Genomic DNA, 23,182 nt, shown 5'->3' with positions numbered 1-23,182 from the left:
AAAAGCACAAAAAAGAGGCTAAAAACAAAAGTTTTTAGCCTCTAAAATTGAATTTGAATTAATCTAATTTACGCTTTCGTTTTTACAACAAAAGAGAATGTCATTATATCGTTTATAAATTTATCTTTTAATCCTTCAAAGAATTTTTTAGATCCGTATTTTACATTAAAATCTGCTCTGTCTACATTAAAAGCTTCACTTTTAAAAACTGTAACTCCGTTTTCTGTAGAAATTGTTGCAGGTATTGTAATACTTTTTGTTACATCTTTAATTTGTAAGTTTCCTGTAACAGCTAATTTACCAGCTACTTCTTCTACTTTTGTAATAACAAATTTTGCTGTTGGATATACTGCAACATCAAAAAAGTCTTCATTTTTTAAATGTCCTTCAATTTTACCTGCTCCTTCGCTACCTGCCATGTCTACGTTTTTAATAGTAGCCATATCAATTACAAACTCACCACTTGTAAGTTTACCATTTTCTATTAATAAACCACCACTTTTTAAAGCAACAGTTCCATTATGTGCTCCTCCTGGTTTTGTTCCTTCCCAATTTAATACAGAAACAGCAGTATCTACATTATTTAATTCAGCTACGTTAACGGCAACTTTAACAGCTTCCTTTACTTCTACTTTTTCTTTCTTTTCTCCTTTACATGCAGTTAAAACTGATGCTACTACTACTAATGATAAAATTATTTTTTTCATGTTATTTTAAATTTAATGGATATTATTTTATTTCCCATGGCAAATATACAATATTTATTTCCCTTGGAAACTATTTTTTTCTATTTATGATAAAATTAACTACAAAAGCTGCTGCTTGTAGACCAAAAAGTGCTGGCATATAGCTTATAGTACCATAATACGATTTCTTAAAATGGGTTCCGTCGGTTCTTTTTACACTTTTAGAAATTTGCATTTCTTCAGAATACACCGCTTTTACACCTTTATTTACCTTACGTTCTTTTAATCGCTTTCTTAACACACGTGCCATTGTACAATTTTTAGTATTAGCAATGTCTTTTATTTTTACTTTGGTAGCATCTAATTTACCACCTGCTCCCATAGAAGAAATTATTTTTACTTTTTTTCTTCTTGCCGCTACAATCAAATTTACTTTAGGTGTAATACTATCAATGCAATCTAAAACATAATCAAACTCTTTTGTTACAATTTCAAAGGCTCTTTCTGGTGATAAAAACTCTTCTAAAACTGTTAATTCAATTTCTGGATTTATATCTATTAACCTTGCTGCCAAAACCCTTGCTTTCGATTTTCCGATGGTAGAATCTAAAGCTGTTAATTGACGGTTTTTATTGGTTTCATCAAAAACATCACCATCTACAATCATCATTTTTTGTACTCCTGATCTTGCAATAAATTCTGCCGCATAAGACCCCACACCTCCTAAACCAACTACTAAAATATTGGCTTTTTTAAGTTTTTCTAACCCTTCTTTTTGCACTAATAATTCAGTACGTTCTAACCAACTCATATTACTTTTATATATTATTTATGTCTGGTCAAGCGCAGTGGAGACCTCATTAAAATTCTATAAATCATTAAAACCTCTCTGCGCTTGAGGTATCAAATTGATGAAATTTTGTGTTATTTTTTGTTGAAGCTTTTCAACCGAAATATTTTTTATTTCTGATGCTTTTTTATAAATTTCTGATATATCAATTTCATTATCATCTGTTTCTAATACTATTGATGACAACGGAAGTGCTAAAAAAGTTTCTTGTAATTTTTTGTTTTTGATAAAAGCTGCACCAAACGAAAGCATCAATCCGTTTTTTATACAGTTTTCTGCCAATTGTTTACTTTTATGAAAACCATGTAAAATCCAAACTTGATTGGGGTTTACCTCCTTTTTAATTGCTATAATTTCTTGATGTGCTCTTACACAATGAATTATTATAGGTTTTTGGTATTTCTCTGAAAGAGCCACCTGCTTTTTAAAGACATCTTTTTGAATGTCCAAATCAGTTTTTGATAGTTTGTCTAAACCACATTCGCCAACGGCAAAACAGTTATCTTTTTGCAGCTGATGTTCTACAAATAAAAGTTCTTCTTTTAAAGTTTCTTGGTTTATAAACCAAGGATGAATTCCGATTGAAAATGGTTGGGAAAAACTAGTGCTATTTGGGTATGTATTTACTATTGAAAACACATTCTCATTAGAATATATTTTATGTGTATGCACATCTAAAAAAAGCATAAAAGTTACTCTTTATTTTTAGAATCTATGATAATAGTAACGGGACCATCATTAACCAAAGCTACTTGCATATCTGCACCAAACTGACCGGTTTGTACTTTTTTACCAATTTCTTTTTCTAAAGTTTGTACAAAATTGGTATACAATGGTATGGCAATATCTGGTTTTGCGGCTTTAATATAACTTGGTCTATTTCCTTTTTTGGTAGCCGCTTGCAATGTAAACTGACTTACTACAATTGCTTCTCCTGCAATGTCTATAAGCGATTTATTCATTACTTCATTTTCATCGTTAAAGATGCGTAGGTTAGCTGTTTTTCTTACCAAGTAATTAATGTCTTCCTGATCATCATCTTCTACAATACCTAATAAAACTAAAAGTCCGCTTTGTATTTCTGCAACTTTATGGTTCTCTATGCTTACACTTGCTTCAGATACGCGTTGAATTACAATTCTCATGACTTATTCATTATCTTCTTCGTTCCAAACATCGGTTCTAAAATGCTCTTTATCTTCATCTCCACTTAAAATTTGAAGGTAACTTTTATAACGAGACCAAGAAATTTTTTCTTCTTCTAAGGCTTCTTTTACAGCACATTGAGGCTCTTTTGTATGTATGCAATTGTTAAATTTACAATGTTCTTTTAAGGCAAAAAACTCAGGAAAATAATCACCTAATTCGTATTTATCAATATCTACAACTCCAAAACCTTTAATACCTGGTGTATCTATTATTCTTGCATCGAAACTTAAATCGAACATTTCTGCAAAGGTAGTAGTATGTTTTCCTTGGTTGTGTTGATCTGAAATTTCTTTAGTTTTTAAATTTAAAGAAGGCTCTATAGCGTTTACTAAAGTAGATTTACCAACACCAGAATGCCCAACAAACATAGAGGTTTTACCAATCATCATATCTTTAATAGTATCTACATTTTTATGCTGAGTAGAGGAAACCTCAACGCATCTATATCCAATAGCTTCGTAAATATCTTTTAAATACAGAATCTCTGCACGTTCTTCTAACTCGTAAGAATCTATTTTATTAAAAACCAATATAGTATCTATTCTATACGCTCTTGTTGCAACTAAAAAACGATCTATAAAAGTGGTAAAAGTGGGTGGATTATTTATGGTAATTAGTAAAAAAACTTGATCTATATTGGCTGCAATAATATGTGTTTGCTTAGAAAGGTTTACAGATTTACGAACAATAAAATTATCTCTATCTAAAATCTTTTTAATGACGCCTGTTTCTTCATCATTCTTTTTCTCTAAATCGAACACCACTTTATCACCAACCGCAATTGGGTTGGTGCTTTTGATGTCTTTAATTCTGAATTTTCCTTTAATTCTACATTTGTAGAATTCTCCGTTTTCAGCTTTTACTTGATACCAACTTCCGGTAGATTTATAAACGATTCCTGTCATTAGTACAAAGATGCAGAATTAAAATTGATTTAAGAAAAATTGGGTTGAAATCAATAGTTATTTCGTGATACTCCTTTAAAAAATCGATTAAACTCTAAAAAAAACGTTAAAATTACCACTATATTCGCTTTTTAAAATTTTAAAAAAATATTATGAAAAAAATTATTACTCTATTTGCTATTGTAATTGGTATAACAGCAACAAATGCACAAACTAAATTATATGTACATGATGATGCTGAAACTTATGTTGAAAACACCAAAACAATAGCTATTCTTCCTTTACATGTTCAAGTAAAATTAAGACCAAAACAATTGAAGGATTTTAGTTCTGAACAAATTATTGAAATGGGTAAAAATGAGGCTTTAGACATACAAAAAGCGATGTATTCTTGGTTTTTAACTAGAAAAAAAAGAGGAACTCTATTGGTTGCTGTTCAAAACCCTACAAGAACTAATGCTTTATTAAAAAAGAAAGGAATAGATATTCATGCTTATGACGAATATTTACCAAGTGAATTAGGAGAAATTTTAGGAGTAGAAGCAGTTATTACAGGTACTTATGAAACTTCTAAACCAATGTCTAACGGAGCCGCAATAGGACTGGCTGTTTTAACTGGTGGAATGTTTGCTACAAATAGTGCAACTATGAATATGGATTTTACAAGTACTATAGATGATGAATTAGTGGTTAATTATCATAAAAAAATAAAAGGAAGTCTTGGATCTGATGCTCAAGATTTAATTAATGTATTAATGAGAAAAGTGTCTAGAAGGATTCCGTACACAAAATAACAAACGATTATTTATAAACTTTAAAAACCGCCAATTGGCGGTTTTTTTTTGTTAAACTCATGCTGTTTTATCGAATCAAAGTAAGTTGTTTGTCATTTCGACCTTTTGAAAGAAATCACATAAAATTTGATTGAGTTTGACTTATCACTGTTATGGGGTTTCTCCCATCGTCGAAATGACACGATTATAATGACAAGTTTTTTGTAATGAGAATGCTTTTTAAACTTTCACTATGCGTTAAGGATTGAGCAATTGTTTGAGCTCTTTTTTGTTTTTCTACAAAAAAAGCGAGTGCGAAAGCCTGACCATGCTTTTTTGCATGGTAACGCCAAAAAAAATACCTTCAAATTATAAAAACTTGAAGGTATTTTAAATAAATGTGTATGCTTAAGAAAATTATGCGTTGATAATTTTTTCTTGATGATTGATAGATTCTTGGTGAATTGCTTTAAACATTTTTAAAACAAACTCCTCACTTAAACCTTTGCTACTACCTTCTAAAACCATGTTTCCTAAAATCTCGTTCCAACGACGCGATTGTAAAACGGCAACGTTTTGATCTTTCTTTAATTGACCAATTTTATCGGCAACTTGCATTCTTTTACCTAATAAATCAATTAATTGATCATCTACCACGTTAATTTGTGCTCTTAAGTTTTCTAAAGGTTCTCTGTAACTAACTGCAGTTTCAGTTTCTTTTTTAACTTTTAAATCTACCATAATTTGCTTTAAAGCATCTGGCGTTACTTGTTGTGCAGCATCTGACCAAGCATTTTCTGGATCGAAATGAGTTTCTATCATTAAACCATCGAAGTTTAAATCTAAGGCTGTTTGACAAACATCAAAAATCATGTCTCTCTTACCTGTAATATGAGAAGGATCGTTGATTAAAGGTAAATCTGGAAATTTATTTTGAAACTCAATAGCTAATTGCCATTCTGGTGTGTTTCTATATTTTGATTTTTCGTATGTTGAAAATCCTCTGTGAATTGCTCCAAGATTTTTAATACCTGCAGTATATAATCTTTCGATACCACCTAACCATAAAGCTAAATCTGGATTTACTGGATTTTTTACTAATACAATTTTATCTGTACCTGCTAATGCGTCTGCAATTTCTTGCATAATAAAAGGTGATACTGTAGAACGTGCACCAATCCATAATAAATCAACATCGTTTTCAATTGCTAATTTAACGTGTGCAGCGTTTGCTACTTCTGTACAGGTTTTCATACCTGTTTCTTCTTTTACTTTCTTTAACCATCTTAAACCAATTTCTCCAACACCTTCAAACATTCCTGGTCTTGTTCTTGGTTTCCATATTCCAGCTCTAAAATAGCTTACATCAGAATCTTTTAGTTCGTGTGCAATTTTTAAAACCTGTTCTTCGGTTTCTGCACTACAAGGCCCTGCTATTACTAGTGGATGATTTAATTTCATATCGTCCAACCATGTTCTTAATTCTTTTGTATTCTCCATTTTTCTACTTGTTGTGGCTTATTATTTTATGCCGTTTAAAATTTGTTTTATATAATTTGTGTTCTCCATTTCGTTAAAAATTTCAGAGAAATCATCTTTTTGCATCAACTCTTTAAATTGTTGTAAATTGTTGATGTATTCTTCTAACGTTTCTATTACGTTTTCTTTATTTTGTTTAAAAATTGGTGTCCACATTGCTGGCGAACTTTTTGCCAAACGAACTGTGGATGCAAAACCAGAACCTGCCATATCGAAAATATCGCGTTCATTTTTTGCTTTATTAATAACCGTTTTACCTAACATAAATGAACTTATGTGAGATAGGTGCGAAACATACGCAATATGCTTGTCATGAGAAACCGGATCCATGTAACGAATACGCATTCCAATGTCCATAAAAAGCTTTAATGCTTTTTCTTGCAATTTAAAAGTTGTCTTTTCTACTTCGCAGATAATGTTCGTTTTTCCAACGTATAAGCCGGATATAGCTGCTGTTGGCCCAGAATTTTCTGTTCCTGCAATAGGATGACATGCTAAAAAATTTCTTCTTTTTGGATGATGTTCAACCACCTTACAAATTTCTTCTTTTGTGGATCCAGCATCAATTACCAAACCATCATCAGAAATTTTATCTAAAATTGTTGGTAATAATTTTACGGTAGCATCTACCGGAATAGACACAATTACCAAGTCTGCATTTTCTATATCATCTAAAGTTGCCTTCTTATCAATTAGGTTTAATTCTAATGCCTTGTTTAAGGTTTCGTCTTTTCTACTAATTCCGTGAATTACAACATTTGGATTGTTTTTTTTAATATCGATAGCAAAACTACCACCTATTAAACCAATACCAATCATGTATATATTTTTCATTTATTTTTGCTTTATGCCTTATGCTTTAGGCTTTATGCCTAGAGTTTAAAGCTTATTGCTTATAGCTTATAGCCTTGAAATTGCTTCTTTAATTATATCTGTTGTTACACATAATGAAAAACGAATGTATCCTTCTCCTTGAGAACCAAAAATGGTTCCTGGTGTAATAAAAATATCATAATCGTATAAAACTGAATCTGTTACTTCTTCTGATTTTTTACCTGCTGGTATTTTTGCCCAAACAAACAATCCTGTGGAGTTTTTATTATAAACAGCATCTAATTTGTCTGCCAATTGCCAAATTAAGTTTCTACGTTCTTGGTATATTTTATTTTGTGCTAAAAACCAATCGTCTGATAATTGTAATGCTTCTATGGCTCCTTTTTGAATTCCGTAAAACATACCAGAATCCATATTAGATTTTACTTTTAAGATCTCGTTGATGTAAGATTCTTTTCCGATTACCATTCCAACTCTCCAACCTGCCATATTAAAGGTCTTACTTAAAGAATTTAATTCTAAAGCAATGTCTTTTGCACCTTCTACTTGTAAAATACTAATAGGATTATCATTTAAAATAAAACTATACGGATTGTCATTAATAATTAAAATATGATGCTTTTTTCCAAAAGCTACCAACTTTTTAAATGTTTCTAAAGTTGCATTTGTACCTGTTGGCATGTGCGGATAATTTACCCACATAATTTTTACATTCGTTAAATCTTGTGCTTCTAATTCTTCAAAATTTGGTTGCCAATTAGTTGCATCACTTAAATTATAAAAAAGAGGTTCTGCGCCTACCAACTTCGTTACAGAAGTATAGGTTGGATACCCAGGATTCGGAATTAATACTTTATCGCCTTCGTTTAAAAAAGCCATAGATATATGCATAATCCCTTCTTTACTTCCCATTAAAGGCAATACTTCATTTTCTGGATTTGACTCTACAGAAAACTTGTTTTTGTAAAAAGTAGCAATCGCATTTCTTAATTCTGGCAATCCTTGATAAGATTGATATTTATGCGCACTCGCATCTCCTAAACTACCCTGAATTGCTTCTAAAACCGTAGTTGGTGGTTGCAAATCTGGAGACCCAATTCCCATATTGATAATTGGTTTTCCTGCTGCTGCTAACCCCCTTACTTCTCTTAATTTTTTAGAGAAATAGTATTCTTGAACTGTATCTAATCTTTTGGCTGGTTTAATCATAATAACTGTGTTATTTTCTACCGTTTTTATAAGTTCCTAAAATCTTGAACTCTTCTGCCATTATTTCTATAATAGCTTTTGCTTTTTCGTAATCTTTATATGCTTCAAAAGTTACATCTACAAAAAAGGAATATTTCCAAGGTGTTTCTATAACTGGTAAAGATTGTATTTTGGTTAAGTTTAGCTTGCAATCGCTCATTACATTTAAGATTGTGGCTAAACTTCCTCTTTTATGACTCAATTGAAATTTTAAGGATGCTTTATTAACTGCTTCATTAACTGCTGGCTCTTCTGTTTGTACTATTACAAAACGAGTAGAGTTGTCTTTAATGGTTTGAAGTTTATCTTCTATCACTTCTAAATTAAAAATTTCTGCCGCAATTTTTGGTGCAATTGCTGCAATACCTATTAAGTTTTCTTTAGATATTCTTTTGGCAACTTCTGCCGTATCTACATCTTCTACTAATTTAATATGCGGATGTTTTTTAAAAAACTCTTTGCATTGCAACAATGCCATTGGATGCGACCAAACTTCTTTTATATCTTCTATTCCCTGACCTTTTAAAGCCATTAAATGGTGATGAATATTTAAATATTCTTCTCCTATAATATGAAGATTATTTTGATCTATTAAAGCATAATTAGGTATAATAGAACCTGCAATTGTATTCTCTAAAGCCATAATACCCAAATCTGCAGAGTTGTCTAACAAACTATCTACCAAGACATCAAAAGACATGCATTCTTTTAAATCTATTGAGGTTCCATAAAAATCGCGTGCAACTTTATGGTGGTTTGAGCCTTCGGCTCCCTGTATGGCTATAATTTTATTCATTAATTTCAAATAATGTCAAAAAAAAAGCCTCGAATGAAATTCGAGACTTTATATGATATGAATGTTAGTTAACAACATGATACAAAGTCTCCTCTCTTACTAAAAAAGTAAAAGTAGAAATAGAAACGAGTATAATTGTTATTTAACATTTGTATTCTCTTTGTTTAAAGGAACAAATCTAAAGATTAAATTGAAACAAACAAATTAAATAGCATTTTTTATAACAATTTTGATAAATTATTAAAAACTACATAAAATGTAAGGGTTCTATTATGAAATTCTTTAACGAAAAAGGATTTAGAAACAATATTCTAAATCTGAAACCACTCTTTTACCAATTCTTTCTCTATTGGAGCAACTGTTTTATGGCTATAATCGTTTTTAATGGCTTCATATTGATAGTCTTTAGACCATTCTTTAATATTTACTGAAAGCTCTTTTAAAGATGTACAGATAAAATTTAATTCTTCTGTAGTAATAGTGGGATGCACAGATAAACGAACCCAACCTGGTTTTTGAGTATTGCAGCCGTGTAAAATTTCATCTTTAATTCTATTAGAAGTTTCATGATCTACATTTAATAAAAAATGTCCATAGGTTCCTGCGCAAGAGCAACCTCCTCTTGTTTGAATTCCGAATCTGTCATTTAAAAGCTTTACAACTAAATTAAAATGATATTTTTCAAAATAGAAAGAAAAGATACTCAATCGCTCTTTATGGTTTGGTGCTAGAATTTTAACTCCAGGTAGACTTTCTAGAGTATCAAAAATAACCTCGTTAATTTCTTCTTCTCTTTTTTTAATGTTTGCAACGCCCATTTTTTCTTTTAACTGAATAGAAAGTGCTATTCTAATGGTTTGTAAAAAACCGGGTGTTCCACCATCTTCTCTGGTCTCTACATCATCAAAATAATCATGTTGCCCCCAAGGGTTTGTATAACTTACGGTACCGCCACCTGGATTATCGGGAATGGTATTTTTGTATAATTTCTTATTAAAAATTAACACACCAGAACTTCCTGGTCCACCTAAAAATTTATGAGGAGAAAAAAATATGGCATCTAAATATTCTTCTTCATCTTCTGGATGCATATTAATATTAACATAAGGTGCACAACACGCAAAATCTACAAAACACAATCCGTTATAACTATGTATCAGTTTTGCAACTTCGTGATAAGGAGTTTCTATACCTGTTACATTAGAACAAGAGGTTATAGAAACTATTTTTATTTTTCTATCTTGATGTTTTTGAAAACACTTTTCAAACTCTTTTAAACACAACAAACCTTCATTATTACAAGGTACAACCTCAACATCGGCAATGGTTTCTAACCAAGAAGTCTGGTTAGAATGATGTTCCATGTGAGAAACAAAAACAATAGGTTTTAAATCTTCTGGAATCTCTGTATAATTCTTTAAATTTTCGGAAACCTTTAAACCTAGAATACGTTGAAACTTATTAACCGCTCCTGTCATTCCCGTACCTGTAGTAATTAAAACATCATTTTTTGTTGCATTTACATGTTGCTTAATAATATTTCTAGCTTCATGATACGCCAAAGTCATGGCTGCTCCAGAGGTAGATGTTTCTGTATGGGTATTTGCAACAAAAGGGCCAAATTGATGCAGCATTTTATCTTCAATTGGTGCATAGAGTCTACCACTTGCAGTCCAATCTGTATAAATCAACTGCTGCTCTCCATAAGGTGAAAGAAACGTCTGATTGATACCTACAATATTTTCTCTAAATTGATTAAAATACTGCTCTAAATCTAACTTCCCTATATTTTCTTTTGATGATATCATACCTTATAAAAGTTTCAATTTTATTCTTTATTACTCGTTTTAAAAACTTCTAACCCACATTCTAAAAACTGTGCATAATCCTCTTTATCTGGCGTATAACCAACTGCTTGATTTAATATTTTTGTTCCATCAGAATTTAATAAAACATAATAAGGTTGCGAATTTGTTTTAAAAAACTGCGTTTGAAAGTTAGCCCATTTATGACCGTAATTATCAAGCCTTCTAGTTCCGCCGTTAATACGGTTTACTAAAATTTGTTCTTCTTTTGGCAATGCCTTTTTATCATCTACATAAAGTGATATTAAAACATACTCATTTCTTAAATAGTTATCAATTTTCGTATCAGGCCAAACATGCTCTTCCATTTTTCTACAATTTACACAAGCATATCCTGTAAAATCTAAAATAATTGGTTTATTTACTTTTTTAGCAAATTCAATTCCTGTTTTTAAATCTTTAAAACAATCTAAATTATTAGGACAATCATTTGGATATAAAAAACTATACCCAACTGGTGGAGCCAAACCACTTAATAATGTTAAAGGTGTATAGGTTTTTGTTTCTTTATTCACCATAAAACCAGAGGCTAAATAAATTACAAAGGCTATCACTAAAACACCTCCTGCAATTCTAGGAAAAGATAATTTTTTAATAGGAGAATCATGTGGAAACTTTAGTTTCCCTAGTAAAAAGAGTGCCAAACCTGTAAAAATCACAATCCACAGTGCTAAAAAAGGTTCTATTTTTAAAAGATTCCAATGCGCTACTAAATCTGCATTCGATAAAAATTTAAAAGCTAAAGCCAACTCTAAAAATCCTAAAATTACTTTGGTTGTATTTAACCATCCGCCAGATTTTGGCAAGGCATTCATCATATTAGGAAACATTGCAAAAAGAGCAAAAGGCAATCCTAAAGAAACTCCAAAACCTGCCATACCTGCTGTTAATTGCCATGCACCACCATCTGCAGTTAAAGAACCCGCTAATAAAGATCCTAAAATAGGTCCTGTACAAGAAAAAGAAACAATAGCTAAGGTTAATGCCATAAAAAAGATTCCGATAATACCACCAGAACTTTCTCCTTGTGTGGTTTTATTTGTCCAACTTGCAGGAAGTGTTAACTCATAATATCCGAAGAAAGAAAAAGCAAAAAACACAAAAATGACAAAGAAAATAATGTTTAACCAGATGTTGGTAGAGATTTCATTTAAAATATCTGGATTTACAGAATCTAACAAATGAAAAGGAATGCTTAAAATAATGTAAACTGCAAAAATAAAGAAACCGTATAGCAATGCTTTAGAAACGCCACCGCTTTTATTTTGTCCGTTTTTCTTTGTAAAAAAACTAACGGTTAAAGGAATCATCGGAAAAACACAAGGCGTTAATAAAGCTAACAATCCACCTAAAAAACCGAGTCCAAAAATACTCCATAAAGTTTTACCTCCTTGTTGTATTTGGTTTGAACTACTACTTACTTCACTATCACATTTTATGGTTGAAAACGTTAAATCGTCTGTATTTATACCATAGAGAAGACTATTTGTAACCGCATTATCTATTTTTGATTTAGCTACCGAATTTACTTTCTCCCCATTTAAAGAAAACGTAAAATTCTCATCAATTTGTATGCACGCTTCTTTACAAACTTGTCCGGTTAAATTTAAAGTAACCGAAGACAATTCTTTATTTAATTTTATTCTTTGTTTTAAAACTCCTTTTTTCTCAAAAAAAGTTTCTTCTACTTTAAAAATTTCACTAAATTTTTTAACAGTAGCACTTTCTATTGCTTTACCTACTAATTGATAATCGTTATTTTTATCCGCTTTTGTAATGATAATTGGTAATGAACCTCCGTCTTCCGTATATTGAGAATACAAATGCCAATCTTCTAATAATTCGGCATTTATAATTAAGTCGTATTCATTTTTAGAAATTTTTTCTATAGATGTTTTCCATTTAACCGGACTTAATATTTCATTTTGATTACCGAACGTATTATTTACTTTTTCAGGTATATTAAATACCAAATCAATTTCTGTTGGTGCTAAACATTTAGAATCATCACACACCATAAATTCTACAACACCGTTAATTGTACTAGCATCAGAAGTTGTTTTAATTTTTTGTTTAAAAACAGCTGAATTTTCAAAGAACTTAATCCTCATACCAAAAATAGGATCGTCTATTGTATGACCTTCTTCTTCTATTGTATTTCCATCTAAAGAAAAACCTCCTTTGGACACATCATAGGTAAATGTTGTTGGTATTGGTCCATCATCCGGAACATCTTGTGAGTACAAATGCCATCCTTTTTCTATACTAGCTTCTGAAATTAAAATAAACTCTGTATCAGAAACTTTTTTTACAGACGTAGACCATTTTACAGGATCTTCTATTTGAGAGAATATTCCTAAACTAAATGTTAGAAATAAAAAAATAAATATATTCTTCATAAATTAAAATAATAATAAAAGGGCTGATTAAAAGGATACTAACCTACTTTAATTTCTTTCACTTATCAAAGATAAATAATTAGAGAATACTAAGTTTAACGAAAGTAGATTTTAACAAAAGAGTAGCATTTCTTACACCTATAATTCAAACAACAAATAAAAAAAAACACAGTTTAAAATTCACTAAAAATAAATGTGTTTTTTTTTCTTTTTTATTGTTTGATACAAATTATTTGTATATTTGCATCCGTTAAGAGGATTCATCTTAACACCCCCCTTAAACATTTATCGCTTCCCCCAAAAACATTTTCAAAAAAGAAACCATGGAAAAAACTACTTTTCAGGTATGTGAATTTGGGGAAATTCAACGCCTATTAAAAAACAAAACAAACAGAACCTTACTTCTTGTAACACTGCTATTTACATCCTCATTTATTACAAATGCACAAGTACCTGTAGACAATAATGACAACATTAGCTTCTACAAGAAATTCTCTGGCGCAAACCTAACCTATAAACAGATAGGAAATAGTGAAATTAAATATAATAGAAATAGTGGTGTAACATCTCAATGTTCTAAAAGTGATGGTGCCCCTACAAGCGCTAACTTAGTTTTACCTGCAGATGCTGAAATACAAGCAGTATATGTACAGTGGTTTGCACTTGTAAAACACGATAGAAATGGCATAACAAATTATGCTCCTTTAAAAACATCTATTCCTATCACTTTTCCTAATGGAGTTACAAAAACCATTTATAAAGACAAAGGCTATAGAGAAACTGTACCATTTAGCGGTCTCCTCCCAAAGTACGAAGGTTATATAGCAGACATCACAACAGAGGTTTTAGCACAACCAACCCCTACCGGAACCTACACCGCAGATGTACAATTAACAAATGACTATAGAGCTCTAAGAGAAGCCTGCGCGTATTCTCAGGAAAATGTAAGAGCATGGCAAATGCTTGTGGTATATAAATCTCCAACAGACGAAAGTGGTATCAATCAGGTATATGTATATGATGGTTTAAAAGGCTTTGTTTACGGAACTATCGATGTCCCTGTTACTGGCTATAAAGTATATTCGGGAGATGTGGCAGGAAGTATATCTGTAGCTACTTTACAAGGAGACGCTGCCATTTCTGGGGAAACTATTAGTGTTTCAGATAATGCTTTTGCTAACTTTCCTATTGATTTTGCAAATTCAGGTGGTGTTTCAAATCCAGCTCCTGGTAATAATGCCAACACAGGAGATCCTTATGGAGCTTGGGATATTGACGTTGTAAATAGTAATTTTACACCAAATACTGACAAGTTAACTTTAAAGGCAGGTTCTTGGCAAGACCTTATAATGTTAGATTTAATTGTACTAAAAATACCTACCGGAGGATTAGTAGTAACTAAAAAAACCACTACTCCTAATGTAAATATAGGTGAAAACGGTACCTATGAAATTACCTTAACAAATACAACTAATGTAGATTTAAAAGGAATTACGGCTCAAGATATATTACCTTCTGGCTTTACCTATGCAACTACAGCAAACTTAGTTTTAAATAAGGCAACACAAACATCCACAACAACTCCATCTAAAGGAGATACAACACTTAATTGGGGAACTTTTAATATTGATGGAAAAGGAAGTGTAACTATTATTTTTGATGTAACTGTTTCTGAAAATGAACCTTTAGGCACCTATCACAATGCAGCTACAGCTTCTGTTTCAACTCCAAACGATACTGTTATCACAAACTATGATGGTAGCTCACATGACGAAGACATTACTGTAGGTAACCGTTGTGATGCCATTTCTTCAGGTAATTTAGACACTGATGGAGATGGAATTAGTGATATTTGTGATTTAGATGATGACAATGATGGTATTTTAGATGTTGATGAAAACATTTGTGGTAATAGTGGTACTCCTTTACTTATAGAAGACTTTGGCATAGGTAACGCCACCACAAGTACCCCTTTACCTTCAGGTGTCTCTACAAATTACACCTATTTAGAGCAAAAAAATCCACGTAGCAACAATACTACTCGCGATTTACAAGATGACTTTTACGCTGTTTTTAACAACATACCTGCATCAGCAAGTTGGGCTAATGTAAAATGGCAAACTGTGGGAGACCACACTAGCGGTAGCCTTACTCCTACTAGAGATAATATGCTAATGGTAAATGCAGGTGAAACACTTGATATTATTTATCAAAAAACAATTACAGGAGTTACAGCAGGAGCTCTATTAGATGTGTCTTTTTGGGTACTAAATTTAGATGTAGATAATGCAATTAATGATGATCCTCAAAGAGTTTTACCTAACATACAAATAGAACTTTGGCAAAACGGAGCACTTTTAGGACCTCCGGTAAACACAGGAAATATTGTTCGTGAAAAAGCAGGTAGTAGTACCGCTTGGAAATATTATAAAACAATTGCTCCTTTAACCACCTTAAACAGCAGTAACATTACCGTTACTATTAGAAATAACACAAAAGCAGTATATGGTAATGATTTAGCTATAGATGACATTATAGTAAGACAATTATGTAATACCGATTCAGATGGTGATGGTATTCCTAACAGTTTAGATTTAGACTCAGATAACGATGGTATTCCAGACGTTATAGAAACTGGTGGTATAGATAATAATCATGATGGAATGGCTGACGGATCAGTAGGTAATACTCCATCTACAAACGGAATTCCAAATACTGCAGACACTGGTAGCTCACTAACATCTACAGATAATGATGGAATACCAGATTACATAGATATAGATGCAGATAATGACGGTATTCCAGACAACATAGAAGTACAAACTACGGCAGACTATATTGCTCCTAGTGGCGTTGGTACAGCAATGAAAGATGATAACAACAATGGTATAGATGACCGTTATGAAGCAGGTGGAAAAGTTTTTACTCCTGTAGATACTGATGGTGATAAAATACCAGATTACTTAGACCCAGACTCAGACAATGATGGCATTCTTGATATTACTGAAAATGGAGACCCACAAAATAGTCTTTCATCAACAGACACGGATGGTGATGGTTTAGATGATGCTTTTGACGACAACACAGACAACCCTAATACTGGATTTACAGTAAATGACGGTGTAAGTCCAGATAAGAGAGTTACAAACTTAACTACTTTAGAAAACTCTTTTGGAGATGAAGATAATGACTTCAACCCTAGCAACCCAGCTACAGGAAATCTTGATTATAGAGATATTAGAGACAATGATAAAGATGGTATTGCAGACAGCATCGATTTAGATGATGATAATGATGGTATACCAGATACTGTTGAAAACGGAGGAAACTTAGCAGAAGGAGATGAAGATGGTGATGGTATTCCTAACTATTTAGACACTCATGACGATGGAGATGGAGATGGCAGTACTACAAACTATACAGATGCTGATGGCAATGGTATTCCAGATGTATATGATAATGACGGTGATGGTGTTCCAAATCACTTCGATTTAGACTCAGACAACGATGGTATTCCAGATATTGTAGAAGCAGGTGGTATTGATAGTGATGGAAACGGAAAAGTAGATGACATCAACACCAATGGTACATTAGTAAACGACAAAGATAAAGACGGTTTAGATGATCGTTACGACACTAATGTATCAGGTGGTACTAATGGAAATGCCATTACAAACCCAGATTCAGACGGAGACGGCATTCCTGATACTCGAGATTTAGATTCAGACAATGATGGTATTCCAGATATCGTAGAAGCGGGTGGTACAGATACCAACGGAGACGGTAAAGTAGACAACATCAACCTTGATGGTTCTCTCAAAAACGATACAGATAATGATGGTTTTGACGATCTTGTTGATGGCGATGTTGGCCAACTTGGTACACCTAATAACAAAGACAATGCTTTAATTATTACTGGAAGTACGGACGAAAACAACGATGGTAAACCAGACTCATATACTACTGGAGACACAGACGGTGATAGCATTCCTAATCACATAGATCTAGATTCAGATAATGATGGTATTCCAGATTTAGTAGAAGCTGGTGGTATTGACACGGATGGAAATGGGTTAGTAGATACTATTAGAAATAATGGAAAACTAAGAAACGACGTAGATAAAGACGGTTTTGATGATGCGGTAGACGGTAATGTTAACGGCACAAATAATCAAGCAAAAGCCTTAATAATTACAGGATCTGATACAAACAATAATGGTAGACCAAACACCTACCTTAATGGAGATACAGACAATGATGGCATACTAGATAACCTAGACCTAGATGCAGACAACGATGGTATTCCTGATTTAATTGAAGCTGGCGGAATAGACACAGACGGAAACGGAATGGTAGATAACATTACAAGTAAAGGAAAATTATCTAACGATACCGATAACGACGGTTTTGATGACGCTGTAGACGGTACAGTTGCTGGTACCTCTAACAATAAGGACAATGCATTGGTAGTTACGGGTACAGATACTAATAACGATGGAAAACCAAACTCTTATGATACTGGAGATAGCGATAAAGACGGTATTCCTAATTATCTAGATTTAGATTCAGACAACGATGGTATTGTAGACATTATTGAAGCTGGAGGCGAAGATGCTAATAGAGATGGTAAAGTAGATGCTATCGCTACAAATGGTACATTAACAAAAGACATCAATTATGATGGGTTTGATGATAATGTTCAAAATACACCTTTAGTTACTACAGGACTAGATACGGATAATGATGGTAACCCTAACTCTTACACAAAAGGAGATACTGATAGCGATGGAAAACCTAACTTTTTAGACATTGATGCTGATGATGATGGTATTCCTGATAATATCGAAGGACAAACAACAGCTGGTTACAAAAAACCATCTGGTATAGGAAACGGAATCATAGATAACAACCATAATGGTGTAGATGATACTTACGAATCAGGTGCAATTATTGGCTTAATACCAGAGAACACCGATGGTGATACAGGAGCTAATTATCTACCAGACTATTTAGACACAGATGCTGACAATGATGGCATTCCTGATATTGCTGAAAATGGAGACCCACAAGATACTCTTCAAATGAATGCTGGTAAATTAAAAGATACTGACGGTGATGGTTTAAATGATGCTTTCGATGATAATCTTGATAATTCTAATAACGGTTTTACTGTAAATGATGGTTTAAACAGTAATAAAACAGTAGAAGATTTATTATCATTAAAAAACTCTTTTGGAGATACTGATAATGACTTCGATCCTGACAACCCTGCAACTGGTAATCTTGATTATAGAGATATACCTACCGCTGCAAACGCAATGATTACCCAAGTATATCAATTTGGCACAGAAAGATGGATAGAAATTACCAATATAGGAGATTCAACAATTCCTGCAAACACTATTAATGTAGAACTTTACAAAAATAAAACGATTGCTGAAATAGAAGCTCTAACAAATGTAAATCCAGATGCAGAAGGTCTTGTAGATTCTGAATTGAAAGCAGGTGAATCTATTTTATTTAAAAATAACAAAAATAAAATTACTCATTTAGGAACTGCAACAATTATAGAAGACAATCAGTTAACAGATTTCGATAATGTAAATAACGTTATTACACTATCATCTGTTACGGGAGTTTATGCTTGGCCTAACAGATACGATGTTGCTTCTAAAATTGCAAACAACACTTCTGTGGTTAGAATTGATGAGGCTACAACACCAAATAAAAACTTCGATGCAACCAAGTGGGTTACCTTTATAGATGATGCAATAGCAACTTATCAATCTGGATATGATATAAAAGATAGCAGCACTAAAAGACATTCTCAAGATCCATTAATTTCAGAAATAACAACTTCTGATATGCAAGCAAATACTTTGCTAGGGTTACACCGAATTAAAAAAACAACTACCAATACAGATGGTACTTGGGATAATGGTTTTCCAGATAGATCTCGTTATGTAGTAATTGATGAAAATTATACGCATACAGACAATAGATTAAGTGCTAGAAAACTAAAAGTAGCAACAACTAATAAATTAACTGTAACAGATCAATTATTAGTAGTTACCAACGGTATCGAATTAGATGGAGATATTCGTTTAAAAGGTGCTTTAGCTCAATTGATACAAACACATGCTAATACAAGTACAGTTACAGGAAACGGTCAATTATTGGTAGATCAAAACTCAGAAGTACCTAGCACATATCGTTACAACTATATGAGTTCACCAGTTACATCTGTTGGCAAGTCTACTTATTCACTCGAATCTGTTCTTAGAGATGGTACCGATTTAGACAACCCTAAAGCAATTAAATTTGTTTCTGGTTATGATGGTTCTTTTACAGGAACTAACATTTCAGTAGCCGACTACTGGATATACACATACGCTGCAGCAAGTAATGGAAGGTCTAACTGGTCACATAAATATAAAAATGGAGCTATCAATAGAGGTGATGGATATATATTTAAAGGACCTGGTAGAAACCAAAACTATACATTTGTAGGTACGCCTAATGATGGTAACTTTAGTACTAGCTACGAAATAAATGAAGGACAATCGTATTTAATTGGAAACCCTTTTCCATCTGCTTTAAATGCTAGAAAATTTATTGATGATAATGATAGCACTATTTCAACACTTTATTTTTGGCAACATGTAGCCGAAGTTAACGCTAATGGAACAGCTGGACACAATTATAATGGATATATTGGTGGTTATGCAACACAAAACACATCAATGGCCACTGCTGCAAATTATGGTAAAAACGAACCTGTAAACAGCACCCTAGAAGCCGAAAATGCGAGTGAAACAACGGGTATTACATTCCCAATAGGACTAGGTACTGGTAAATATGAAGTTTCTTTAAATCTAAATGACCACATAACGTATTCTAACGTTCCAAGTGGTGTAGATTCTTTAAGAATAATATATAGAGCCATTGGTAGTAAAAAACTAAAAGTTAAAATCAATAATATTGAAAGAGGTGAATTTACCTTTCCAAGTACACTCAACGGGATATTAACATCTTACCAAGAGATAAAATTTGCTATGTGTATAGAACCAGGAAGTGATATTACATTAACTTCTAGCTCTAATTCTTTAAACCCTATTTTTATAGATAAAATAATATTAAAAGATCAAGACGGTAAAATTGCTTGTGCACCAAACACTGGTAGCGATGAATATGCTGATAAATACAAAACTCCTGAACCTTATATTGCAATTGCACAAGGATTCTTTGTTGTAGGACACAACACGGGTAAAATTAATTTTAACAACAGTCAAAGAGAATACAAAACAGAAGGAGACGGCAAATCTATCTTTTTAAGAAGTAACAAGAAAGCCTCTGAGAAGAAATCATCTAATTCTGAACTACCTGTTTTAAAACTAGGCATGAACTACTCTAACACAATAGGGAGCAGTCTACATAGACAAATTGGAGTTTCTTTTAGTAAAACAAACTCTTTTGCTTATGAAAAAGGTTATGATTCTGAAATGTATGATGTAAATCCTACAGATTTCTATTGGAAATTTTCAAACGATGACAATAATTATGTTATTGCAGGTGTACAAGAAATCTCTGACGATTTAGAAGTTCCTTTAGAAATTGTGGTAAGTAAAAATAGTGTTGTCACTATTGTTATTGATGAAATTAGTAATATCAATCAAGACGTATTTATAAAAGACAAACTTACAGGAAGAACACAAAAAATTAATAATGCAAGTGCTAGTTATCAATTAAAAACAGGTACATATACAGACCGATTTGTTTTAGCTTTTGTAGCTGTTGATGATACAACACTTAGCTTAGAAGATGATATACTAACTAAACAAACAAGTATTTTTGCAGATAATAAAAACCACAACATTGTTATCTCTAAAAATCAAGAAGTAAACATAAACAATGTAGAATTATATGATATACTTGGTAAAGAAGTAATTCTTTGGAATATCAAAGAACAAAAAGAAACGTACCAATTAGAAATCAGAAAACAAATACCAACAGGTATCTACATTGTAAAAATGAATACAGACAAAGGAACCATGAATAAGAAAGTAGTAATTGAGTAACAGATAATGTACATCTCTTTTGTTTTACAAACCGAGGTGTACATTACATTAAAAACTATAAAGAAAAGGTTGTAAGAGTTTTTTTTTAAGAAAATTTTAGCTCTTGTATAATTTTCAATCATCCCAACGGTTGCACCCCTTTTCTTTGTAGTTATTTATATAAAAATACTTCTACCTTATTAAAATAATTACAAATATTATTCTTGTTCATTATCTAGTAGCCTTAACCAACATCAACAGTTTAAATAAAAGCACTCAACAACTATCTTACAGCATTTATAGGTCTAAATGATGTTCTTTAAATTATTAAAATTGATGTTTTTAAAAGAATCTTACTAAGATTCTAAATTTGATATTAAGTACTTAATTCTTTATGAAAGATTTGAGGTTTCTTTAAAAGTCTCAGTCAAATAATCTACCAATTTAACACCCTTTTCTTTGATTCCCAATTTATTGGTAATTCTATACCTTTTACTTTCTACAGACCTAACAGATGTATTAATAAAAGCACCTATTTCCTTGTTTTTAAAGCCCATAAAAAGGTAGTAACAAATAATCACTTCAGATGAATTTAACTCTGGATGAATTGTTAATATTTGATTAAAAAACTCTACATTAAGATTATTAATTAAATCTAAATGATCTTCACCTTTATCTAACAACACAGAAGAACTATGATGAATTTCTTTATGTAACTCTTTAATTCTACTTTTTTGATCATCAATATTTGTAATTGATGAAATATTCTTAATTTCTTTTTTTAACTCAACAATATAATTCTCTAACCCTATAACTTTTAGCTTTAATTTATCGTGGTTATTTTGAAGGAAAGAATACTCATTTGTACGTTTAGAAAAATCTTTAAAAATTTTTTTAACACTTTTATATTTCACAACCACAACAACAATAACACCAATCAATAAACAGGTTAAAAATATAATCCAATTTCTATTTAAATTTTTCTTAGCTGTTTCAACTTCTAAAATTTTTGTATTCTCAAGAAATGACTCATTAATACTAAAGCTAGCGTCTATATTTTCTTTGATAAGGTTTTCATGAAGAAACTTAAGAGAATCTAAATAATTATTTTTACTCTTTTCATCGTTCAATGCATCAAAATAGGCAACATAATTCTTAAAGTGATTTTCTTTATCCGAGTTATTCATAGCACTATGCATACGATCTACTTTATCTAAAAAAAAAGAAACTGAATCTAATTGTTTATTATTTAAACACATTTCGGTAAGACTAATATTTAACGAAACATCATGAATCTTATACAACAATTCTGAAATTGTAGTGTCTTTTTCTAATGCCTCAAAATCGTTATAATACTTTTTAACCTTCACCTCATTTTTTAAATAGATATAATTAGAAGTAATCATAAACAAAGCATACATATAATAAAAAGAGTCTTCTTTTATAGATTTATAATAGTCTAATTTAGGAAGAAGTAAAAGATTACTTTCTTCATATTTTTTATTATAAAATTTAATATATGCCTGCATTTGCATAACATCTACAAGGCCCAATTTATTATTGTCTATAGTATAATATTTCTCCGATTTTTTTAAATAATTTAAAGCAGTGGTGTCCTTTTTTACAATGTACATGTTATAAAACAACTCCAAACTTGCTGCCCCAGCAAGATCATAGTTTTTTTCTTTTTCAGCATATTTTAAACAAAGTATATTATAATGATAAATTTCTGCCTGACGACTTAAGTAACTACATAAAACAGCCTTTAGGTGATAATATTCTGCAATTCTGCCATTAATAGAATGTTCTAAAGGTTTAGGAATAGAATCTAAAAATTTCTCTGCTATTTTAGGTGAATTATCTACACTAGTGTTAGCAGCATCTAAAAATTTTAAATATTTTTCATTAGCTTCTTGTGCATAAAAAAAAACACTAAAAAAAAAGATAGACAACTTAAAAAAGAAAAGAAAAAATTTTGACACAAAAAATATATTGAAATTAATATTAGGCACTCTAAACAA

At 31.6% G+C, this 23,182-nt stretch carries 14 protein-coding genes; 2 read left to right on the top strand and 12 right to left on the bottom strand.

Going from position 1 to position 23,182, the window contains the following annotated elements; translation table 11 throughout:
* Window positions 1–68 precede the first annotated feature (68 nt).
* The 5 genes from WHD07_RS13475 to rsgA form a co-directional block, all read right to left on the bottom strand.
* Window positions 69–707 (bottom strand): YceI family protein, encoded by a 639-nt coding sequence (locus WHD07_RS13475; RefSeq protein WP_343328827.1) that lies wholly within the window; start codon window positions 705–707, stop codon window positions 69–71.
* Between the two features lie 70 nt (window positions 708–777).
* Window positions 778–1,497, bottom strand: a complete 720-nt coding sequence (locus WHD07_RS13470) for a tRNA threonylcarbamoyladenosine dehydratase (RefSeq protein WP_343328826.1) — start codon at window positions 1,495–1,497, stop codon at window positions 778–780.
* 57 nt (window positions 1,498–1,554) lie between these two features.
* Window positions 1,555–2,223, bottom strand: a complete 669-nt coding sequence (locus tag WHD07_RS13465; protein WP_343328825.1) for a TatD family hydrolase — start codon at window positions 2,221–2,223, stop codon at window positions 1,555–1,557.
* 5 nt (window positions 2,224–2,228) lie between these two features.
* Window positions 2,229–2,681, bottom strand: coding sequence for a D-aminoacyl-tRNA deacylase (gene dtd / locus WHD07_RS13460; RefSeq protein WP_343328824.1), 453 nt, complete (start codon window positions 2,679–2,681; stop codon window positions 2,229–2,231).
* A 3-nt stretch (window positions 2,682–2,684) separates the two neighbouring features.
* Window positions 2,685–3,650: a ribosome small subunit-dependent GTPase A gene (gene rsgA / locus WHD07_RS13455; protein WP_105047416.1), complete on the bottom strand. Its 966-nt coding sequence runs from the start codon at window positions 3,648–3,650 to the stop codon at window positions 2,685–2,687.
* Between the two features lie 152 nt (window positions 3,651–3,802).
* Between rsgA and WHD07_RS13450 the strand changes: the two genes are divergently transcribed.
* Window positions 3,803–4,444, top strand: a complete 642-nt coding sequence (locus tag WHD07_RS13450) for a hypothetical protein (RefSeq protein WP_343328823.1) — start codon at window positions 3,803–3,805, stop codon at window positions 4,442–4,444.
* A gap of 396 nt (window positions 4,445–4,840) precedes the next feature.
* On the opposite strand, the gene WHD07_RS13445 is transcribed toward WHD07_RS13450, so the two are convergent.
* The 6 genes from WHD07_RS13445 to WHD07_RS13420 all read right to left on the bottom strand — a co-directional run bounded on the left by WHD07_RS13445 (window position 4,841) and on the right by WHD07_RS13420 (window position 13,104).
* Window positions 4,841–5,923 carry a bifunctional 3-deoxy-7-phosphoheptulonate synthase/chorismate mutase type II gene (locus tag WHD07_RS13445; RefSeq protein WP_343328822.1) on the bottom strand — a complete coding sequence of 361 codons (1,083 nt, stop codon included), beginning with the start codon at window positions 5,921–5,923 and terminating at the stop codon, window positions 4,841–4,843.
* Between the two features lie 21 nt (window positions 5,924–5,944).
* Window positions 5,945–6,796, bottom strand: a complete 852-nt coding sequence (locus WHD07_RS13440) for a prephenate dehydrogenase (protein ID WP_343328821.1) — start codon at window positions 6,794–6,796, stop codon at window positions 5,945–5,947.
* 66 nt (window positions 6,797–6,862) lie between these two features.
* Window positions 6,863–8,005, bottom strand: coding sequence for a pyridoxal phosphate-dependent aminotransferase (locus WHD07_RS13435; protein WP_343328820.1), 1,143 nt, complete (start codon window positions 8,003–8,005; stop codon window positions 6,863–6,865).
* A 10-nt stretch (window positions 8,006–8,015) separates the two neighbouring features.
* Window positions 8,016–8,840 (bottom strand): prephenate dehydratase, encoded by an 825-nt coding sequence (locus WHD07_RS13430; RefSeq protein WP_343328819.1) that lies wholly within the window; start codon window positions 8,838–8,840, stop codon window positions 8,016–8,018.
* Between the two features lie 311 nt (window positions 8,841–9,151).
* Window positions 9,152–10,648 (bottom strand): aminotransferase class V-fold PLP-dependent enzyme, encoded by a 1,497-nt coding sequence (locus WHD07_RS13425; protein ID WP_343328818.1) that lies wholly within the window; start codon window positions 10,646–10,648, stop codon window positions 9,152–9,154.
* Between the two features lie 20 nt (window positions 10,649–10,668).
* On the bottom strand, window positions 10,669–13,104 hold the full coding sequence (locus WHD07_RS13420) for a protein-disulfide reductase DsbD family protein (RefSeq protein WP_343328817.1): 2,436 nt from the start codon (window positions 13,102–13,104) through the stop codon (window positions 10,669–10,671).
* Between the two features lie 323 nt (window positions 13,105–13,427).
* Here WHD07_RS13420 and WHD07_RS13415 point away from each other — a divergent pair, with 323 nt between their 5' ends.
* Complete coding sequence (locus tag WHD07_RS13415) at window positions 13,428–21,182, top strand: T9SS type A sorting domain-containing protein (RefSeq protein ID WP_343328816.1); 7,755 nt, start codon at window positions 13,428–13,430, stop codon at window positions 21,180–21,182.
* Window positions 21,183–21,553: 371 nt separating this feature from the next.
* On the opposite strand, the gene WHD07_RS13410 is transcribed toward WHD07_RS13415, so the two are convergent.
* The gene (locus WHD07_RS13410) at window positions 21,554–23,143 is read right to left on the bottom strand and encodes a hypothetical protein (protein ID WP_343328815.1); all 1,590 of its coding nucleotides are present in this window, start codon (window positions 23,141–23,143) and stop codon (window positions 21,554–21,556) included.
* Window positions 23,144–23,182: the final 39 nt, after the last annotated feature.

Source organism: Polaribacter staleyi (assembly GCF_038024045.1).
Lineage (GTDB): Bacteria > Bacteroidota > Bacteroidia > Flavobacteriales > Flavobacteriaceae > Polaribacter > Polaribacter butkevichii.
This window is presented reverse-complemented; position numbering and strand designations above follow the sequence as displayed.